At 38.4% G+C, this 16,916-nt stretch carries 15 protein-coding genes; 6 read left to right on the top strand and 9 right to left on the bottom strand.

The features are described from left to right. Positions 1–193: 193 nt before the first annotated feature. The 3 genes from pgeF to lgt all read right to left on the bottom strand — a co-directional run bounded on the left by pgeF (position 194) and on the right by lgt (position 3,018). On the bottom strand, positions 194–985 hold the full coding sequence (gene pgeF / locus J7R07_RS06385; RefSeq protein WP_208436040.1) for a peptidoglycan editing factor PgeF: 792 nt from the start codon (positions 983–985) through the stop codon (positions 194–196). 100 nt (positions 986–1,085) lie between these two features. After that, on the bottom strand, positions 1,086–2,165 hold the full coding sequence (locus J7R07_RS06390) for a class I SAM-dependent methyltransferase (protein ID WP_208436041.1): 1,080 nt from the start codon (positions 2,163–2,165) through the stop codon (positions 1,086–1,088). Further along, complete coding sequence (lgt, locus tag J7R07_RS06395; protein WP_208436042.1) at positions 2,140–3,018, bottom strand: prolipoprotein diacylglyceryl transferase; 879 nt, start codon at positions 3,016–3,018, stop codon at positions 2,140–2,142. The genes J7R07_RS06390 and lgt overlap by 26 nt, the downstream gene beginning before the upstream one ends. Before the next feature lie 277 nt (positions 3,019–3,295). Here lgt and J7R07_RS06400 point away from each other — a divergent pair, with 277 nt between their 5' ends. Together J7R07_RS06400 and J7R07_RS06405 are read left to right on the top strand one after the other, a co-directional pair. Beyond that, on the top strand, positions 3,296–3,553 hold the full coding sequence (locus J7R07_RS06400) for an accessory factor UbiK family protein (RefSeq protein ID WP_208436043.1): 258 nt from the start codon (positions 3,296–3,298) through the stop codon (positions 3,551–3,553). 372 nt (positions 3,554–3,925) lie between these two features. Beyond that, on the top strand, positions 3,926–4,426 hold the full coding sequence (locus J7R07_RS06405) for a type III secretion system chaperone family protein (protein WP_208436044.1): 501 nt from the start codon (positions 3,926–3,928) through the stop codon (positions 4,424–4,426). Positions 4,427–4,481: 55 nt separating this feature from the next. On the opposite strand, the gene J7R07_RS06410 is transcribed toward J7R07_RS06405, so the two are convergent. Both J7R07_RS06410 and J7R07_RS06415 read right to left on the bottom strand, forming a co-directional pair. Continuing rightward, positions 4,482–5,822 (bottom strand): ATP-binding protein, encoded by a 1,341-nt coding sequence (locus J7R07_RS06410; protein ID WP_208436045.1) that lies wholly within the window; start codon positions 5,820–5,822, stop codon positions 4,482–4,484. Between the two features lie 7 nt (positions 5,823–5,829). Then, a complete protein-coding gene (locus J7R07_RS06415; RefSeq protein WP_208436046.1) occupies positions 5,830–6,534 on the bottom strand; it encodes a response regulator in 705 nt (234 codons plus the stop codon). Between the two features lie 149 nt (positions 6,535–6,683). Here J7R07_RS06415 and J7R07_RS06420 point away from each other — a divergent pair, with 149 nt between their 5' ends. Then, positions 6,684–7,334 carry an MBL fold metallo-hydrolase gene (locus J7R07_RS06420; protein WP_208436047.1) on the top strand — a complete coding sequence of 217 codons (651 nt, stop codon included), beginning with the start codon at positions 6,684–6,686 and terminating at the stop codon, positions 7,332–7,334. A 63-nt stretch (positions 7,335–7,397) separates the two neighbouring features. On the opposite strand, the gene J7R07_RS06425 is transcribed toward J7R07_RS06420, so the two are convergent. The 3 genes from J7R07_RS06425 to J7R07_RS06435 all read right to left on the bottom strand — a co-directional run bounded on the left by J7R07_RS06425 (position 7,398) and on the right by J7R07_RS06435 (position 11,579). After that, on the bottom strand, positions 7,398–8,120 hold the full coding sequence (locus J7R07_RS06425; protein WP_208436048.1) for a BA14K family protein: 723 nt from the start codon (positions 8,118–8,120) through the stop codon (positions 7,398–7,400). A 540-nt stretch (positions 8,121–8,660) separates the two neighbouring features. Further along, positions 8,661–10,982, bottom strand: a complete 2,322-nt coding sequence (gene uvrB, locus J7R07_RS06430) for an excinuclease ABC subunit UvrB (protein ID WP_208436057.1) — start codon at positions 10,980–10,982, stop codon at positions 8,661–8,663. Positions 10,983–11,258: 276 nt separating this feature from the next. Next, the gene (locus J7R07_RS06435; protein ID WP_208436049.1) at positions 11,259–11,579 is read right to left on the bottom strand and encodes an SH3 domain-containing protein; all 321 of its coding nucleotides are present in this window, start codon (positions 11,577–11,579) and stop codon (positions 11,259–11,261) included. Between the two features lie 337 nt (positions 11,580–11,916). Here J7R07_RS06435 and greA point away from each other — a divergent pair, with 337 nt between their 5' ends. Both greA and J7R07_RS06445 read left to right on the top strand, forming a co-directional pair. Beyond that, positions 11,917–12,390, top strand: coding sequence for a transcription elongation factor GreA (greA, locus tag J7R07_RS06440; RefSeq protein ID WP_208436050.1), 474 nt, complete (start codon positions 11,917–11,919; stop codon positions 12,388–12,390). A 6-nt stretch (positions 12,391–12,396) separates the two neighbouring features. After that, positions 12,397–13,455: a glycosyltransferase family 4 protein gene (locus tag J7R07_RS06445; RefSeq protein WP_208436051.1), complete on the top strand. Its 1,059-nt coding sequence runs from the start codon at positions 12,397–12,399 to the stop codon at positions 13,453–13,455. 722 nt (positions 13,456–14,177) lie between these two features. On the opposite strand, the gene J7R07_RS06450 is transcribed toward J7R07_RS06445, so the two are convergent. Further along, a complete protein-coding gene (locus J7R07_RS06450; protein ID WP_208436052.1) occupies positions 14,178–15,572 on the bottom strand; it encodes a TrkH family potassium uptake protein in 1,395 nt (464 codons plus the stop codon). A 310-nt stretch (positions 15,573–15,882) separates the two neighbouring features. Between J7R07_RS06450 and trxB the strand changes: the two genes are divergently transcribed. Beyond that, on the top strand, positions 15,883–16,836 hold the full coding sequence (gene trxB, locus J7R07_RS06455) for a thioredoxin-disulfide reductase (RefSeq protein ID WP_208436053.1): 954 nt from the start codon (positions 15,883–15,885) through the stop codon (positions 16,834–16,836). Positions 16,837–16,916 lie beyond the last annotated feature (80 nt).

Below are 16,916 nucleotides of genomic sequence, written 5' to 3' on the forward strand. Positions count from 1 at the left end.
ATGTCAAAATAATTTAATTTGCTAGCTATCACAACAAAATATTGAGAACAATAATAGTCAAAGTATTTATACTCTTTGTATTTAGAGAGTATTTTTTAATAACAGACACAGTATAAAAGAGCCTATTTTATTATTTCCATTCAAGTAAAAATTTTATTTTGTAGTTTTGGTATCCTTTTTAGAAAAAAAATACTCACTTTTTGTTTTTTAGGACAATGGCAGAAATTTGCCGTCCGTAATCCGGTTCATTGCGGTGTATTGCACGGCGGTAGGAGAAAAAGCGCTGTTCGTTTTGGTAGGTGCAAAGCTCCAAACAAGAAGCATGAACGCCTTCTTCTTTTAGTTGGTTCATGATGAATGCCCATAAGTTGAAGCGAAAATGGTTAGCTTTATCTGTTTTTAAGAAATATTTGCGAAATTTGCTATGACAATCGATAAATTGATGATAAAATTCATCTGTTACTTCGTAGTGACAAGGACCAATGCAAGGACCAAGAACTGCTGTTATTGATTGTCTTTTGGCTCCTTGTTCTTCCATAACAGAAATTGTTTTTTCTACAATTCCCTTTAAGCTTCCTCGCCAGCCAGCATGTGCTGCAGCGATGATACCTGTTTGTGGATCAGCAAACAAAACTGGTCCGCAATCTGCTGTAAGAATGCCAATTACGAGTCCTGGTGTGGAGGTAACGAGAGCATCAGCTTTAGGAGGTTCATCAATAAAAGCTTGATGAACCACGACAACTTCACAAGAGTGTATTTGATTGACGGTGACTAAATTTTGTACCTCAACGCCAAAATAATCGGCGATTAAAATGTGATTTTGTGTGATATGTTCAGGTTGATCCTTTAAGCTTTGGCCAACATTAAGGCTTTGATAAAGGCTTTTTGCAATACCGCTTTGACGGGTAAAAAAGCCATGTTTTATTCCATGGATGTGTAAAGCAGAAAGATCTTGTGCAAGGATGGGGTGAGGAATAGAGTTCATGGAAACCCCTTATATTGTATAGTTATGTTCAAAGTAAGAATGATGTGAGAGATGCGTGTATTTGTCAATGCGTATGTTGCTAAGAGCCTATTGTCTGTCATTAAAATCTGGGAGATAAAGGTGTATTTTTATCACTCACATGTAAAACTTTAAATAATTTACCCATTTGGTCCGGATCAGCTAATCGTTCGATATCTTGGCGGATTCTGTTTTGTATTGTAGCACTTTTGCCTATTCCAAGCTGTCTTGCACGTTCCAGAAGACCCATTTTAAGAAGAAATTCTCCTTGTTTGAGAATTTCAGCAAAACAGCCTTGTTCAAGGGCTATTTTTTTTAAAAAGAAAAAATCAACATGGGACGTTAAATCATGTTCACCGGGAGCTTCAAAAATATCACGGAATCTGTGTTTTGATAGTGCTTGCAGTGTATCGCCGAATGCAAGTTCAGAGGCACCATAATCAATGAGCAAAGCAGAACCTTTTACTTGTACTAAGCGGTTACTGATATGTTGCATGAATTGATGCCGTGAGGGCGCATATTCAAAAATTGCTCCATCAGGGATTTTAGAATCATGGAGTTGTAAGCAAGAAGAAGAAATTCTACGTGAGTCAGCAATAAATGTAAACTCCCCATTTTGATCGGTAGTAATGCGGCGTTCTCTCCATTCTCCTTTAATTTTGATGTATTGGTTGATGGGGAGTGTATCGAAAAATTCATTGGCTATTAGGAAGAGTGGTTTTATGGGGGTTTGATCAAAACTTTCAATGTTATGGATTTGTTTTTTATAAGAGGAAAGACGTTTTTTTTGTTCTTCTCTAAGTTTTTCACTTATTTCAATGAGAAAAATTTCAGCGGCATTAAATGCTGTCGTGGATAACTTTTGAATGGTACGCAAAATATCATCCATCAAAGTTCCACGGCCAGGACCTATTTCAACAAGAATAAAAGGATGAGGGCATCCATGAGCTTTCCAGCTTGTGAGAACCCAAATGCCAATCATCTCTCCAAATAATTGGCTTATTTCAGGCGCTGTTATGAAATCACCAGCACGCCCAAAGGGTATTTGTGTTTTATAATAGCCAAACTGGGGATCTGTGAGTGCCAATGTCATATATTGGCTGACAGTAATTGGTCCATTAAGCGCGATAATTTCTTTAATTTTTTCCTTGAGGCGAGCCATTTTCTGTAGATTTATGTTTGAAAGCTTGGAGAAGGAGATAAAATCCTAAAAGGAACATAGGAAAGGATAAAGCCATACCGTAGGTAAATCCAGTAGAATGAAAAAGGGTAGAAAACCATTCTGGATCTTCTTGAGGGGCACGGTAAACTTCTGAAATACTGCGTGCTATTGCATAGCCTATAATGAATGTTCCTGACACGGCACCAGGGCGTTTTAATGCTTTGAAAGCAAAAATAACAACGAATAGGACGATGAAAAGAAGGAATCCTTCCATGAACGCTTCATAAAGTTGGCTTGGATGGCGGGGTAAATAGTAGGGATCTAAGGGAAAGCAAACAGCCCAAGGATGTGTGGTAATATTACCCCATAGTTCTTGGTTAATGAAATTGCATATCCTTACAATGCCAATACCAATAGGAGCTCCGGCAGCAATTATATCAAACATTGCACGTATGTTGATATTGTTTTTACGAGAAAACCAGATCATTACTATGATGATGGCAAAAAGCCCGCCATGAAAGGACATCCCCCCATCCCATACCGCGATGATAGCGCTTGGATGACTAAAATAATAAATGGGATTCCATATAAGCACTTGCCCTAAGCGGCCACCAACAACAACACTGATGGCAGCCCAGACAACAAAATCCCCTATCTTTTCTTTATCCATAGGTGGGTGATTTGCATACCATAGAGTTTGCTTTTTTAATAATTTTTGCGCATACCACCAGGCGAAAAGAATGCCCACTACGTAACCAAGCCCATACCAATGGAGAGATATGGGGCCTAAACGGACAATTACGGGATCGAGAAAAGATGGAAAGGCAATGGTTGGGCAAAAAAAATTATTCATGAGTTAAGTGTTTACATTAGATAAAGTTACCTGATTATCAGGAATGACAGATGAATACACAATGGTCAAGCCAGAAGAGTAGTACGTTTCACTGGATTCTCGTGCTGAAAATTTATAATGGTAAAAAGAGTATGAAAAGGCTTAAAATAAAATCTGCATGGTAAAACCTATACGGTAAGATAAAATCTATAGGATCAAAGGAACAAATACAGTATCTAAATGTTATGAAAATACGCTATAGTGCGTGCATCAATAATTAAACTCAAGGAAAAACATTATGCGTAATGGATCAAACCGTATTCTTGATGAATTGGCAAAACTAGCTACAGATGCTGCTGATGTTGTACAAGGTATACGACGAGAAGCTGGGACTGCTTTTCGTTTGCAGGCTGAAAAAATAGTTAATAAACTTGATCTTGTTTCACGTGAAGAATTTGAAACATTTAAGGAGATGGTGTTGAAAACCCATGCTGATTATGATGATTTAAAAAGGCGCCTTGATGATTTGGAAAAAACGCAATCACCAAAAAAATAAAATAGTTTCTATAAAATTGAGAGATTTAGAAAAATATCCCCAATTTTTCAATGTGATGTTTGAAATTAAAAAATGCTTAATTTTGAGTCTGTTAGAGCATATTCTCCATTTATTTTTTGTAAAAAAACATGTTTTTTGAATCAGGGGGGCTAGTACTGTGAAATTGTATCAATACACTGAAAAAGCTTGATGATTCGTTTTATTATTATCGAGCTACCGCGGACGGCATTATTGGGCTCCGGGGATGTGTGTGCTGTCGATGTTTTAACGTGTATTTGTTTGGTGTAAAGGCTTTGATTGTAGCAAAATGTTGTTACAGTTTAGGTGTTTTACGTTCTGGTGACAATGTGTTTAATATGATTGAGGGTTACGATGAGGTTTGCATTTTGCGCCATGGAAAGAGAAGAGCATCCTGTTGACTTTATCGAACAGATTGCTTGTCAATATGATTGGTCGTTTGAACGGGATGCACAAGATGAAATTCGTGTTTGTGTGGAGGGAAAACGAGCAAATTATCGCCTTGCCTTTTCATGGATGGAAGAACATGAAGCGCTTCATTTAGCTTGTGCGTTTGATCTTTCTATTGAAAATGTTCGAATGGCGGAAATGCATCGCTTATTGTTGGCAATTAATGAAAAATTATTACTGGGACATTTTGATTATTGGCAAGGAAATCACTCGGTTATTTATCGGCAAGGGCTTCTTCTGGCTGGTGGGGTACATCCATCTCATGTACAGGTTGAAACATTGTTGATACATGCACTTAAAGTCTGTGAAAGTTATTACGTTGCATTTCAAATGGTTGCTTGGTATGGAGAAAATGCTTGCAAGGCACTGCAATATACCTTGTTTGAAACTGTAGGGAACGCTTAAATCATCACGTTTATTTTATGATTTTTTTTCTTATAGACGATTGGTCAAATATTTTTCACAGGGGGATATCAATAATAGCACGCAAGCCTCCTAGAGGGCTGTCATCTAATCGAATGTTACCTCCATGACTACGCGCTATATCTTGAGCAATAGAAAGTCCAAGTCCTGTTCCACTTGCATCTTGATTTCGTGCTTTATCGAGCCTAAAGAACGGCTTAAAGACTTCTGTACGCATATTTTTATGAATTCCTGGCCCATCATCGTCAATCGTTATGATGAAGGATTCTTGTTGGGATATGGCTGTTAGTTTGACAGTATTGGCATAACAAAATGCATTTGACACAAGATTACTGACAAGACGGGTGAAAGCCTGCGGGCGTGCTTGTATCTTTGTAGGACCTTCAATGATGTAGGAAAATTGACGTTTGTGAAGATGCGCTTCGGCGGAGAATTTTTGCATAAGAACATTTAGATCAAAGACTTGAACAGTTTCACTTCCTTCACCACGCGCAAAAGCAAGATAGTCTTCTAACATATTTTGCATATCACTCACATCTTGTTCAAGCGGTTTAATATCAAAGTCAGTATTTGCTAAAGCTAGCTGAAGTTTAAAACGTGTAAGAATGGTTCTTAAATCATGGCTTACACCTGAGAGAATCATGGTACGTTGCTCGATTTGGCGTTCAATACGTTCACGCATGCGTAAAAAAGCAATGCCAGCACGACGGACTTCATCAGCTCCTTGTGGTTGGAATCCTTCTGGTAAAGGACGACCGCGCCCAAAGCTTTCTGCTGCTTCGGCCAATTGTTGTATGGGTTTGATTTGATTGCGCAAAAAGTAAATTGCTATCAGCAATAAAACAAGAGCTGTTCCTACCATCCAGCTTAGAAAAATAGCTGTATTAGAAGCATAGGCTTGGCTACGCAGTGCGAAGACGCGCAAGATATTATGACCAAGGTGGATGCGGATCTCAACAAGATCAGAATCGCCCACTGTATCAATCCAGAAGGGGCGATTAATTTGACGGGTAATTTCTTCACTAAGAAAGTAATCAAGAATTGCAAAAAATGGTTTAGGTCCTGGAGGAGGAAGAGGGGCTGGGGGCAGAATGGCAATGTTTAATCCCATACGTTGTTGTGCAATACGCTTGATATCTTCATAGTTATCTTGTTGTGGATATGTTTCAATGGTATCGATAATAGCTGAAATATCATGGACAACAGCGGTTGAAAGACGCTCAGTCACCATTTGCCAGTGGCGTTCCATAAAGGTGTAAGCTATCACTGTTTGCAGGAGCACCATAGGAGCAATAATGATGATCAAAGAGCGAGCATAAAGCCGTTTAGGCATCTTCTTTGTCAACCATAGAACAAATTTTCTTGAGGACTTGATCATGGTATGTTTATTCAATGGAAAGTTTATAACCTATTCCTCGCACAGTTTGAAGCCATGTAGGGAGGGCTGGATTTTGTTCGATCTTGCGACGAAGGCGATTGATCTGTACATCAATGGTACGTTCACCGATACTTTGATCATCCATTGCAAATTTATGACGTGGAATTATGTCGCCTGCATTTTCAGCAAACATAACCATCATCTTTTGTTCTTTATCGGTCAATTTAACAATTTCTCTCCCTTTTTTGAGTTCGCGCCGTGCGATAGAAAATATATATGGTCCAAAAACGATTTGTTCTATTTTAGGTTGGTTTAGTGGGAAACCACGTCGTAAAATAGCGTTGATACGAAGGAGAAGTTCACGAGGGTCAAACGGCTTAGCAAGATAGTCATCAGCGCCTGCTTCTAGACCATGGATGCGATTATCTGTTTCTGACAAAGCCGTGAGCATAAGAATGGGGACGTTCTTTGTTTGACGAAGCGAGGTGGTGAGATCAAGACCGTTTTCTCCAGGCATCATGATATCAACTATAAGAAGATCAAAATCTAAGCTTGCCAGCTGTCGTCTTGCTTCATCAGCATTTGCTGAAACTGAAACACGAAATCCATTTTTAACGAGAAATTGAAAGAGAAGATTACGTATACGGGTATCATCATCAATTACAAGAAGGTGAGGGGCATCGTCACACAAAACTTGAATGTGATCAGTCATTCTTCAAAACCTTGATAAAAATTTAGTTTCTATAAAATTTAGTTTACATAAGTTATATAAAGCTGTCGAGCAGGCTATTTGATTCTATACAGAAGAAGGAAATGCCTTCTAAATAAATTTTGGAAAATTCTACCTTTGAAAAAGATATCATGAGCAATTTTAGTGCACATATTATTCCAGTTACACCTTTTCAACAAAATTGCACTTTGCTTTTTGATAATGAACAAAAAGTGGGAGTTTTAGTTGATCCTGGTGGTGATTGGTTTCGTATTCAAGAAGTGATCCAAAAGATGGGTGTCATCATTGAAGCTATTTGGATAACACATGGTCATTTTGATCATGTGGGGGCGGCAATGCAAGCTAAAGAAGCCCTTAATATTAAAATTATTGGTTCACATTATGGTGATAAACCTGTGATGGATGCTGCTTTTGAGAGCGCAAAAAGCTACGGTATTACTGATGCACGTGTTTGTGTGCCTGATCAATGGTTAGAAGATGGCGATAGCGTTCATTTTGCTGGACATGTATTCGATATTTTTCATACACCAGGACATTCCCCTGGTCACGTTATTTATTTCAATGAAAAACAACGTTTTGCCTTATTAGGTGACGTACTTTTTCGTGGTTCTATTGGACGTACCGATTTTCCTTTCTGTTCTCACGAGCAATTGATGCAATCACTTCGAGAAAAAGTTTTACCTTTAGGCGACGATGTTCGTTTCATTTGTGGGCATGGTCCAGGAAGTCAATTAGGTTATGAGCGCCAATGGAATCCCTTTCTTCAAGAACTTAATATATAACCGAAAAAACACTCAAGAGTGTTTTTTCGGTCAGCTAAAGCCTCTTTATAGAGTCTACAAAAGTTAATTTAATGGAGCATAACAAAAGTGCTCTAAACCGTCATAGCCACGGAAAGTACCTGTTTTGGGATTGAACGAACGGTATTTTTTCTTGCAGTATTGAAGCCAGCTATGAGTCCATGGTTGCTGGAGTGGTTGATATGTTGCTGCTGGCTGAACTTCGTATATAACTTGTTCTTGTGGAACTGGTTGATATAGGATTTGCGGAACTTGTTGATACACTACTTGGCTTTGTGGCACGCTTTGATAAACGATTTGTGGCTGTTCTGGTTTCTTTAAAACATTGCCAAGAATTGCACCTGCGGCAAGACCTATGATGCCTGCTGTTACAGCGTCTCCTGAGTTATCGCGCGTCACAGGATGATTATGTATATGATGATGTGTCGTCTTTTTACGTTCGACATAATGGTATGTGTTGCGTTCAACATGATGACGATTATATTCTCGCCTTTTATGGTCAACACGATGATGAGGCTGAGTATGAGAAGATTGATGTCTTTCAAAAGTAGAATGGCTTTTGGAACTATAAGAAGGGAAATGGGAATCCATTCCTTTCCTCATATCCTCTATTTGCTTATTCATATTTTTTCTCATATCATTTATTTGCTTCTCAATATGATGTTCACTATGCATCCATTTCGTATCCGCAAGTGCTGTACTTAGCGGGATAAGAACGGTTGTCATTGATACCACCGATAATACCGCTAATTTAGTAGATTTTCTCATAGCGACACTCCTTAACTTCAATTTATATTTTTTCACATTGTACACATGATAAACTGAATACAATCTGAACGATTTTTGACTTTATTTTGACAAAACGAATAAAAAGCTATTTGGTTGAGTATAAATTACAAATTATAGAATCATAACAAATGGTTCTTTTCAAAAATGCACTTTTTAGATTAATTTATAAATGTAGTTTCTATCGTCAATAATCTTTACCATGATGAACAAATTCAATAGAAAATAATGTTCTTAGCGTTTGCTTATTCAATTTTTACTGATTTAGAGTTCAAAAATATTTTTGGTTATTTTGATGATCTCTAGTATTTTATAAATATTCAAATGGAGCGAATGGCTTAAAAAGATGATATGAAGCGCATTTCCTTATATCACTTCTTTTTTTATGTTGCCTTTTAGCTTAGTGAGGGCACTGTGGGCGTTTAGGCAGTTCATTGTATGGCATGATATTGTTTTACGGGTTATCTTCTCAAGATTTTAGGGGAGGGTACAATTAATTTTGAACGGTTTAAGGTTTTTAAATCATTGATTTGACGAAATTTTTCTTGATTTTCGTGTTATCTTATTAGGAGTGTTTTTGTGGGTTCTGCTTTTATTTCTTCGATCCATCAAAGTGTTGGTATCTATGGCTGGATCTATTTGATTAAAATATGGCGTGGCGAAAAAATTTGATTGTATCATGGGTTCAAAGGTAGACTGTTCACTATGCTGTTTTAAAGGATCGTCTGTGATTGCAAGCTCTATTGTTTTTAACTTTTTGATTTCATCACGAAGTCGTGCTGCTTCTTCAAAGTTAAGATCAGCCGCTGCTTCGCGCATTGATTTTTCGAGATGTTGAATATGAATTGCTAAATTATTGCCAACCATCTTGCTTTGCGTGATGAAATCAGAAATTTTGGCAGGGGTACGTTGATTTGCTTCCCCTGAATTGAGAATATCGCTGATATTTTTTTTGATACTGGTCGGTATGATATGATGTTTTTCATTGTAGGCTATCTGTTTTTGTCGACGTCTTTGTGTTTCTTGTAAGGCCCGTTCTATAGAGCCAGTTATTGTATCGGCATAAAGAATAACGCGGCCATCTACATTGCGTGCAGCGCGTCCGATTGTTTGGATCAACGAGGTTTCGGAGCGTAAAAAACCCTCTTTGTCGGCATCTAGAATGGCAACAAAACCGCACTCTGGAATATCCAAGCCTTCTCGCAGCAGATTAATGCCGATGAGGACGTCAAAGGTTCCAAGCCTGAGATCGCGAAGAATTTCAATACGCTCTAATGTGTCAATGTCAGAATGCATGTAGCGTACTCGAATACCTTGTTCATGGAGATATTCTGTTAAATCTTCGGCCATACGTTTGGTTAGGACAGTTACTAATGTACGGTAGCCTTTTTGAATTGTTTTACGAATTTCATTCATAACATCATCAACTTGGCTGAAAGCTGGGCGCACTTCTGTTTGTGGATCAACAAGCCCTGTTGGGCGAATAATTTGTTCAGCAAAAATACCGTGAGCTTGTTCTATTTCCCAGCGTCCAGGTGTTGCAGAGACAGCAATCGTTTGTGGACGCATAGCATCCCACTCTTCAAAGCGCAAGGGACGATTGTCCATACAGGAGGGGAGACGAAATCCATATTCTGCTAAAGTTGCTTTTCTTCTAAAGTCACCTCGGTACATGCCACCAATTTGGGGAATGGTGACATGGCTTTCGTCAATAAAAACAAGAGCATTGTTTGGAATATATTCAAATAAAGTTGGAGGTGGTTCACCGGGTTTGCGTCCTGTCAAATAGCGTGAATAATTTTCGATTCCAGCGCATGAGCCGGTTGTTTCCAACATTTCCAAATCAAAAATTGTACGCTGTTCTAAACGTTGTGCCTCTAAAAGTCGTCCGGCTTGATTCAATTCATCGAGGCGTTGAATCAATTCTATTTTAATGGCTTTCATTGCTTGATTTAAAGTTGGACGTGGTATTACATAGTGTGAATTGGCATAAATTTTAATAGATTGAAGATCTCCTGTTTTTTGTCCTGTGAGAGGATCAAATTCAGTAATTGTTTCCACTTCATCACCGAAGAGTGAAATACGCCAAGCACGGTCTTCAAGATGGGCAGGAAAAATTTCAATTGTATCTCCTCGGACCCGAAAAGAACCACGAATGAAATGAATGTCTTGTCGGTAATACTGTTGAGAAACTAAATCAGCTAGGAATTTTCGTTGATTGAGCTTGTCCCCTTTCTGTATTTGTAAAGTCATGGCAGTATAGGTTTCTACCGAGCCAATCCCGTAGATACAGGATACAGATGCAACAATAATGACGTCATCACGTTCAAGTACAGCGCGTGTTGCAGCGTGGCGCATACGGTCGATTTGTTCATTAGTAGAGGATTCTTTTTCAATGTAAGTGTCAGAGCGTGCAACATAGGCCTCTGGCTGATAATAGTCATAATAAGAAACAAAATATTCGACGGCATTATGGGGGAAAAAACTTTTAAATTCTCCGTAAAGTTGGGCAGCTAGAGTTTTATTAGGGGCTAAAATGAGAGCAGGACGCTGTGTTTTTTCGATGATTTTTGCCATTGTATAGGTTTTGCCTGATCCGGTAACACCCAAAAGCACTTGCGTACGCTCACCTTTTTCAATTCCCTCAACCAAAGTTTTAATTGCTTGAGGTTGATCTCCCGCAGCTTCAAAAGATGTTTCAAGATGAAAGGGAATACCACCTTCAGATTTTTCAGGATATGCAGGGCGATGAGGTGTCCATAGTGCGCCATTCTTAAAAAGAGGATTACCCGAGGCAATCAGGGTAGAAAGAGCTTCCACTGTTGCTGTAACACCATTTTTCATTGTTGCATTCTTTGATAGAAAAGTGCTCATAATTTTAAAGGACATACCACGTTTATAAATTAACTGCGACAACAGCCAAGTTGTTCCTTAGCAGTTGTGTTCCGATTATCTGAATATTTCATAGAATCTTGATTCAGTTTTGAATATGAAATGTGCTCTTGCAGGAGTTTCTTTGGATATTTTATATGCAGCGACATTTGCAGTGATCCGTGTACTCTCGTTTATACTATGATGATGGTTCAATAGGGAATTGATTAATAATGGTTATCATAGCTGTTACGGAGAATAATCGTGCGTACGGCGATTTATGCCTGGAAATACTGTATATGTTTGATAAAGATCATTTCCATTTCTAAATGAGAGGTAATGAGAGGAGACCCAACCTGTTTGAGCGTTATATTGGATATAGCACCAGTTCCCTTTACAGGTTTGGACAGATACTAACTCTCCCGCGGAAATTAAACCACGAGGTTCATACTGTGTGCTTGGCCCTGTTCTCAAATTAAGATTCCTCGTGACAAAGGCATCTGCAGCTCCAGATACCGTCGTGTCTAGAATGAAAGAGCCAAACACAAAAAAAATTCCTAATTTTTTCATTTCTCTGTAAAAGATTCCTTTAGAGATTTCCCTTCCTTCTCTCTTCATACAAGATCTTTTTCCTTACGTTATGATAAAACAGAAAGAAATACAATTCTTTCTTCTGTAAAATTCTCGATGGGAGAAGCAAAGTTTGACATTTGAAATGCCAAAATATGTAAAGGGTTTAAACACCTTTGGTGTATGCTTTATTCTCTTCATTTATTTTTATATGGAAAACAGGGATGCTGTACTATATAATAAACGAATATTATGGCTTTCGGATTCCAGAAGTAATTTTGGAAGCCGTTTTTTATATTTTTATTTAAACCTTCCGTGTAATAGAAAGGGACGGATTATGGAAAAAGTTCCGATGACTACAGCTGGTTTTGAAAGTCTTAAAGAAGAGTTACGTTGGCGTCAACAACAGGAACGTCCAAGGATTATTGAAGCAATTTCTGAGGCGCGTGCGCATGGTGATTTGTCAGAAAATGCCGAATATCATGCTGCGAAAGAGGCACAGAGCCATAATGAAGGGCGTATAAATGAGCTTGAAGATTATATTGCACGGGCAGAGGTTATTAATATTTCCCGTCTTTCAGGAAACAAAATTAAATTTGGAGCCACTATCAAGCTTTTGGATGAAGATACTGGAGAGAAAAAAATTTATCAGATCGTTGGTGATCAAGAAGCTGATGTAAAAATTGGTAAAATTTCTATTTCCTCACCTATTGCGCGTGCACTCATTGGCAAGCAAGAAGGTGATGTGATTGAAGTGAATGCACCAGGTGGTGCGCGTAATTACGAAATTATTAAAGTGCAGTACATTTGAATTATTATGCGTATATCTTTGGAAGAAACGGAAATTATTGCTCCCCACTTTAAAAAGCGCTTATCGGGAGTAACGTCTACGGTTATTCAGCTCATTCCACTGCAGAGAGAACAGGGAATACGTATATCTACTTTGGGAGTTGGATTACCACCCAATTTGCCAGCGCTTGCTTTTAATTCTTTTTTAGGACTTTGGAAAAGCCCGAAGGGTAGGCCTTTTCGTATTTGGCATGCACGGCGCAATATTGAAATGCTTTGTGGGATCTTTTTGCGTGATGTCTTGCGAATGAAGCTTAAACTCGTCTTTACATCGGCATCTCAACGTCATCATAAGCCTTTTACCAAATGGTTAATTCGTCGTATGGATAGGGTTATTGCTACCAGTGTACGTACGGGAGCTTATTTAGAAGTGCCTCATCGGGTTATTATGCATGGGGTAGATGTTAAGCGTTTTTCACCACCAAAAATTCTTGATGATCACTTTTCTTCATCAGGAATTCCTGGAAAATATGCGGTGGGATGTTTTGGGCGTATGCGCTATTCAAAAGGCACTGATTTGTTTGTAGATGCAATGATAACATTATTGCCCCGCTTTCCTGAATGGACAGCGCTTATCGCTGGTCGGACTACAGAGCAGCATTATTATTTTGAAAGAAAATTGCATCAAAAAATTGCTGAAGCGGGGCTGGATGATCGTATTATTTTTCTTGGTGAGGTGCTTAATACGCCTTTGTGGTATCGTCGGTTATCGCTTTATGTAGCACCTTCTCGTACAGAAGGTTTTGGGTTAACACCATTGGAAGCAATGGCATCACAGACGGCTGTAGTTGCGAGTGATGCAGGAGCTTATGACGAATTGGTAGTGGAAGGAACAGGAACGATTGTGAAAGCAGGAGATGGTCCGGCTTTAACAGCAGCGATTGAACTTTATCTTGCTGATTTAGAAAAAACGATAGTGGCAGGAGAAAAGGCTCTCGCTCATGTTCGTACCAACTTTCCTTTGGAAAAGGAGGCAGCCGCAATTGGGAGTGTTTACGAGGAGATATTTGCGGAAAAAACGCTTTAAACATATCAGAAATTTTCTGAGAAATTTAGAGAATATGCTACCCTTAAAGGTCTCTGTTCATAAATATTTCAAGTCAGTAATTTCAGTGATGCACGTGTTGTTTCAAAAAATTAAATGTGTTTTTAAAGTGATACACTAGGCTATTAAAAACTGTAATAAAAGAACTAGGATTTTTTCTTTTAAAATGATGTAGAGTGCAGGTGAGGCGTGATTATTTTTTTACTTTCGTAATGCCTTTAAGAATGTATGTGATGTTTTTATAAGACTGGACTTTTGAAGTGATGTGTATTTATCTAAGGGTGGGTGGTTGTGCATTTTAAAATCATAAAAATTCCTATCAAGTACATTGTAATAAAAAACATTTTTATGAAAAATAATCGTTGTCTTTTCTCAATCGTTAGTAAGATATACTAGAATATTATATGATTCACCTTTTTAATAAGGGAGATAGACGGGGCGTAGACTTTGCCTGATGTGAAAGCTTTTTAGTCATAAGTAATATTTGAGTATTCTTGCTTTACACTTTACATCTCTCGCAAAGGGTACGTACGCTGAAAAAAGACGATTTACGATTCGTATTTTGTGCCAGTTTTATACCGCTCATATGATTATCTGTTTGAAGCTCTTTGAGGTTTCTTTATTAAACCACATAAAAGTTGGACTTTATAACCTACATTATTTATTTTCTGAATTTATGATCATTATCAATGAGTGCAATACATTTAAAATTGTTCACGCCAAAAAGCGGGGATAAACAGTACAAATATGGTTATAATTTCAAGACGTCCAGCTAACATCAAAAAACTCAAAATCCATAAAGCGTTATCATTAATTGTAGAAAAATTGCCAGCAGGACCAATAATGTTTCCAAAGCCTGGACCGATATTGGAAAGAGCAGTTAAGACGCCGGTAAAGGAAGAAGTAAAGTCAAGACCGGTTATGAGTAAAAGTGCTGTGCCGATGAGAAGACAGAACATATAAAGACATACAAAAAATAAAACTGCTTTGGCAACATCATTGGAGATGTTTGAATGATCGTAACGCGCTTTTACAATGACATTAGGAAAAAGAAGTTTTTCTATATTTGTTTGTGTAATACGCCAAAGAATAATGAGGCGATTAATTTTCATTCCACCAGAAGTAGAACCAGCACATCCTCCTGTAAAAGAAACAATGAAAAAAATACCAAGGGCAAAAGGCCCCCAAAGTTGATAATCTTCAGCACTATAACCAGTGGTACTGATGATAGAAGTAAGATGAAAAATGACATCAAGAAAAACTAAGTGGAAAGCACGATGATCATGAAATCGTAACCACACTGCTAAAGCAAAACTGAAGAGGAAAACAATATGAAGAAAAACGATTACTTGTGGATCAATAAAGCGTTTAGAGCGGCCAGGAAGCACTAGTTTAACATAAAGAATGAAGGGGAGCGCAGAGAGCAACATGAAGATTGTTGAAATGATTAAGATGGCTGGTTTTTCAGAAAAATAACCAAAAGAAGCATCGTGCGTTGAGAAACCAGCTGTTGCTATCGTGCTCATTGCATGATTGATGGCATCAAATAAGTTCATGCCCGAAGCAAAATAGGAAAGTATACAAGCCAATGTTAACCCAACATAAGCTATAATAATTCCATTAGCAATTTGGTTGATACGGGGTAATATTTTTTCAGATTTATCTGATGATTCCATATGAAAAAGTTGTACTCCGCCAACACGCAGTGAAGGCAAAAGCAATAAGGCCAGACCGATAAAGCCAATGCCTCCAATCCAGCATATGATAGAACGCCATAACAAAATACTTCGAGATAAATTGTCAAGACCAGTGAGTACTGTAGAGCCTGTAGTTGTAATTCCAGAGACGGATTCAAAGATTGCTCCTGCTATAGAAATTGGAAGAGGTGAAAGATAAAGAGGTAGGGCACCCACAACACTTCCTGTTAGCCAAAGACAAACAGTGAGCATAAAGCCAAGTCGCGCTGAAAAACGACACGTAGCACCCCTGGTCGCTAAAAGAATCAGTGTTGCTAACATGGTTGTTATGACGCAAGAGTAGAGAAAGATTATCCAATTATGATTGTTGTCGTGTAAATCGACAAAAATCGGTAGAAGCATTGCTGCTCCCATGATTAATGCAAAACGCGCACAAACATTGATAATAAACTGAAAAATAACCGTTCCCTATCTTTGTATCACTTTTTATTATGGTTTTGTGCTCATAAAAATTTATGTTTTTCTCTTTATAAGATAAAGACTCACTTCTATATTAAGCGCATCTTGATAAATTGGCAATCGAACCTTTTCATCAAACTTGAAAAGAAACACGTATACAACATAATTTAGATTGTTGAAAAATGTTTTTTTAAAGACTGTATTCCGTTATAATTTATAGGGCAGTTAAATAACAAAAGGTGAAGGGGATTTCATGGCACGATCGCATATTCGTCTGCTCATTATTGGCTCTGGTCCAGCTGGTTATACAGCGGCGATCTATGCGGCAAGAGCAATGCTCAAGCCAGTGTTAGTTACTGGCTTACAGCAGGGCGGACAGTTGACGATTACAACTGATGTTGAAAATTATCCAGGTTTTGCTGATCCAATTCAGGGTTCATGGTTGATGGAACAAATGGCAAAACAAGCTGAAAATATGGGGGCAGAAATTATCTATGATAATATCACAAGGGCTGATTTATTGAAGTACCCTTTTATTTTATATGGAGATTCAGAAACACAATATTGTTGTGATGCGCTAATTATCGCAACGGGGGCGCAGGCCCGGTGGCTTGGTTTGGAAAGTGAACAGACCTTTATGGGGGGCGGCGTTTCGGCTTGCGCTACATGTGATGGTTTTTTTTATCGTGGTAAGGATGTCATTGTGGTGGGTGGGGGAAATACTGCCATTGAAGAAGCCCTTTATTTGTCGCATATGGCAAAGAGTGTAAGCGTGGTTCATCGGCGTGATTATTTTCGGGCGGAAAAAATTTTGCAAGATAGATTATTTGCTTGCGATAATGTCCGTGTTCTTTGGGATCACGTGGTGGAAGAAATTATTGGTTTGACAGCCCAGGATTCAAGGGGAGCTGTTGTAACAGGTGCACGTCTTAAAAATGTCAAAACTGGTCAAGAAATTAAGGTCAATGCAGAGGGAATATTTATTGCCATTGGGCATGACCCAGCTGTTTCTTTGTTTGAAGGACAATTGAAACAAAAAAAAGGTGGTTACTTGTGGACAGCCCCAGATTCAACCGCAACAAGTATTGCTGGTGTTTTTGCTGCGGGTGATGTAACAGATGAAACATTCCGCCAAGCTATAACAGCGGCGGGAAGGGGGTGTATGGCGGCGTTAGAAGCTGAGCGTTTTCTGGATTTGCAAGCATAAAACTCATTGAAAAAGTAAAAAAGTTAGAGGTAAAATTGTGACGTCACCGTTGGATTGGGATAAACTAAGGGTTTTTCATG

This window comes from Bartonella phoceensis (assembly GCF_902825145.1).
Classification (GTDB): Bacteria; Pseudomonadota; Alphaproteobacteria; order Rhizobiales; family Rhizobiaceae; genus Bartonella; species Bartonella phoceensis.

What these genes read in the sequence shown, in the direction of transcription:
- pgeF (WP_208436040.1), bottom strand. Translation starts at nt 985, where the DNA reads ATGAACTCTATTCCTCACCCCATCCTTGCACAAGATCTTTCTGCTTTA.
- J7R07_RS06390 (WP_208436041.1), bottom strand. Translation starts at nt 2,165, where the DNA reads ATGGCTCGCCTCAAGGAAAAAATTAAAGAAATTATCGCGCTTAATGGA.
- lgt (WP_208436042.1), bottom strand. Translation starts at nt 3,018, where the DNA reads ATGAATAATTTTTTTTGCCCAACCATTGCCTTTCCATCTTTTCTCGAT.
- J7R07_RS06400 (WP_208436043.1), top strand. Translation starts at nt 3,296, where the DNA reads ATGCGTAATGGATCAAACCGTATTCTTGATGAATTGGCAAAACTAGCT.
- J7R07_RS06405 (WP_208436044.1), top strand. Translation starts at nt 3,926, where the DNA reads ATGAGGTTTGCATTTTGCGCCATGGAAAGAGAAGAGCATCCTGTTGAC.
- J7R07_RS06410 (WP_208436045.1), bottom strand. Translation starts at nt 5,822, where the DNA reads ATGATCAAGTCCTCAAGAAAATTTGTTCTATGGTTGACAAAGAAGATG.
- J7R07_RS06415 (WP_208436046.1), bottom strand. Translation starts at nt 6,534, where the DNA reads ATGACTGATCACATTCAAGTTTTGTGTGACGATGCCCCTCACCTTCTT.
- J7R07_RS06420 (WP_208436047.1), top strand. Translation starts at nt 6,684, where the DNA reads ATGAGCAATTTTAGTGCACATATTATTCCAGTTACACCTTTTCAACAA.
- J7R07_RS06425 (WP_208436048.1), bottom strand. Translation starts at nt 8,120, where the DNA reads ATGAGAAAATCTACTAAATTAGCGGTATTATCGGTGGTATCAATGACA.
- uvrB (WP_208436057.1), bottom strand. Translation starts at nt 10,982, where the DNA reads ATGAAAAATGGTGTTACAGCAACAGTGGAAGCTCTTTCTACCCTGATT.
- J7R07_RS06435 (WP_208436049.1), bottom strand. Translation starts at nt 11,579, where the DNA reads ATGAAAAAATTAGGAATTTTTTTTGTGTTTGGCTCTTTCATTCTAGAC.
- greA (WP_208436050.1), top strand. Translation starts at nt 11,917, where the DNA reads ATGGAAAAAGTTCCGATGACTACAGCTGGTTTTGAAAGTCTTAAAGAA.
- J7R07_RS06445 (WP_208436051.1), top strand. Translation starts at nt 12,397, where the DNA reads ATGCGTATATCTTTGGAAGAAACGGAAATTATTGCTCCCCACTTTAAA.
- J7R07_RS06450 (WP_208436052.1), bottom strand. Translation starts at nt 15,572, where the DNA reads ATGCTTCTACCGATTTTTGTCGATTTACACGACAACAATCATAATTGG.
- trxB (WP_208436053.1), top strand. Translation starts at nt 15,883, where the DNA reads ATGGCACGATCGCATATTCGTCTGCTCATTATTGGCTCTGGTCCAGCT.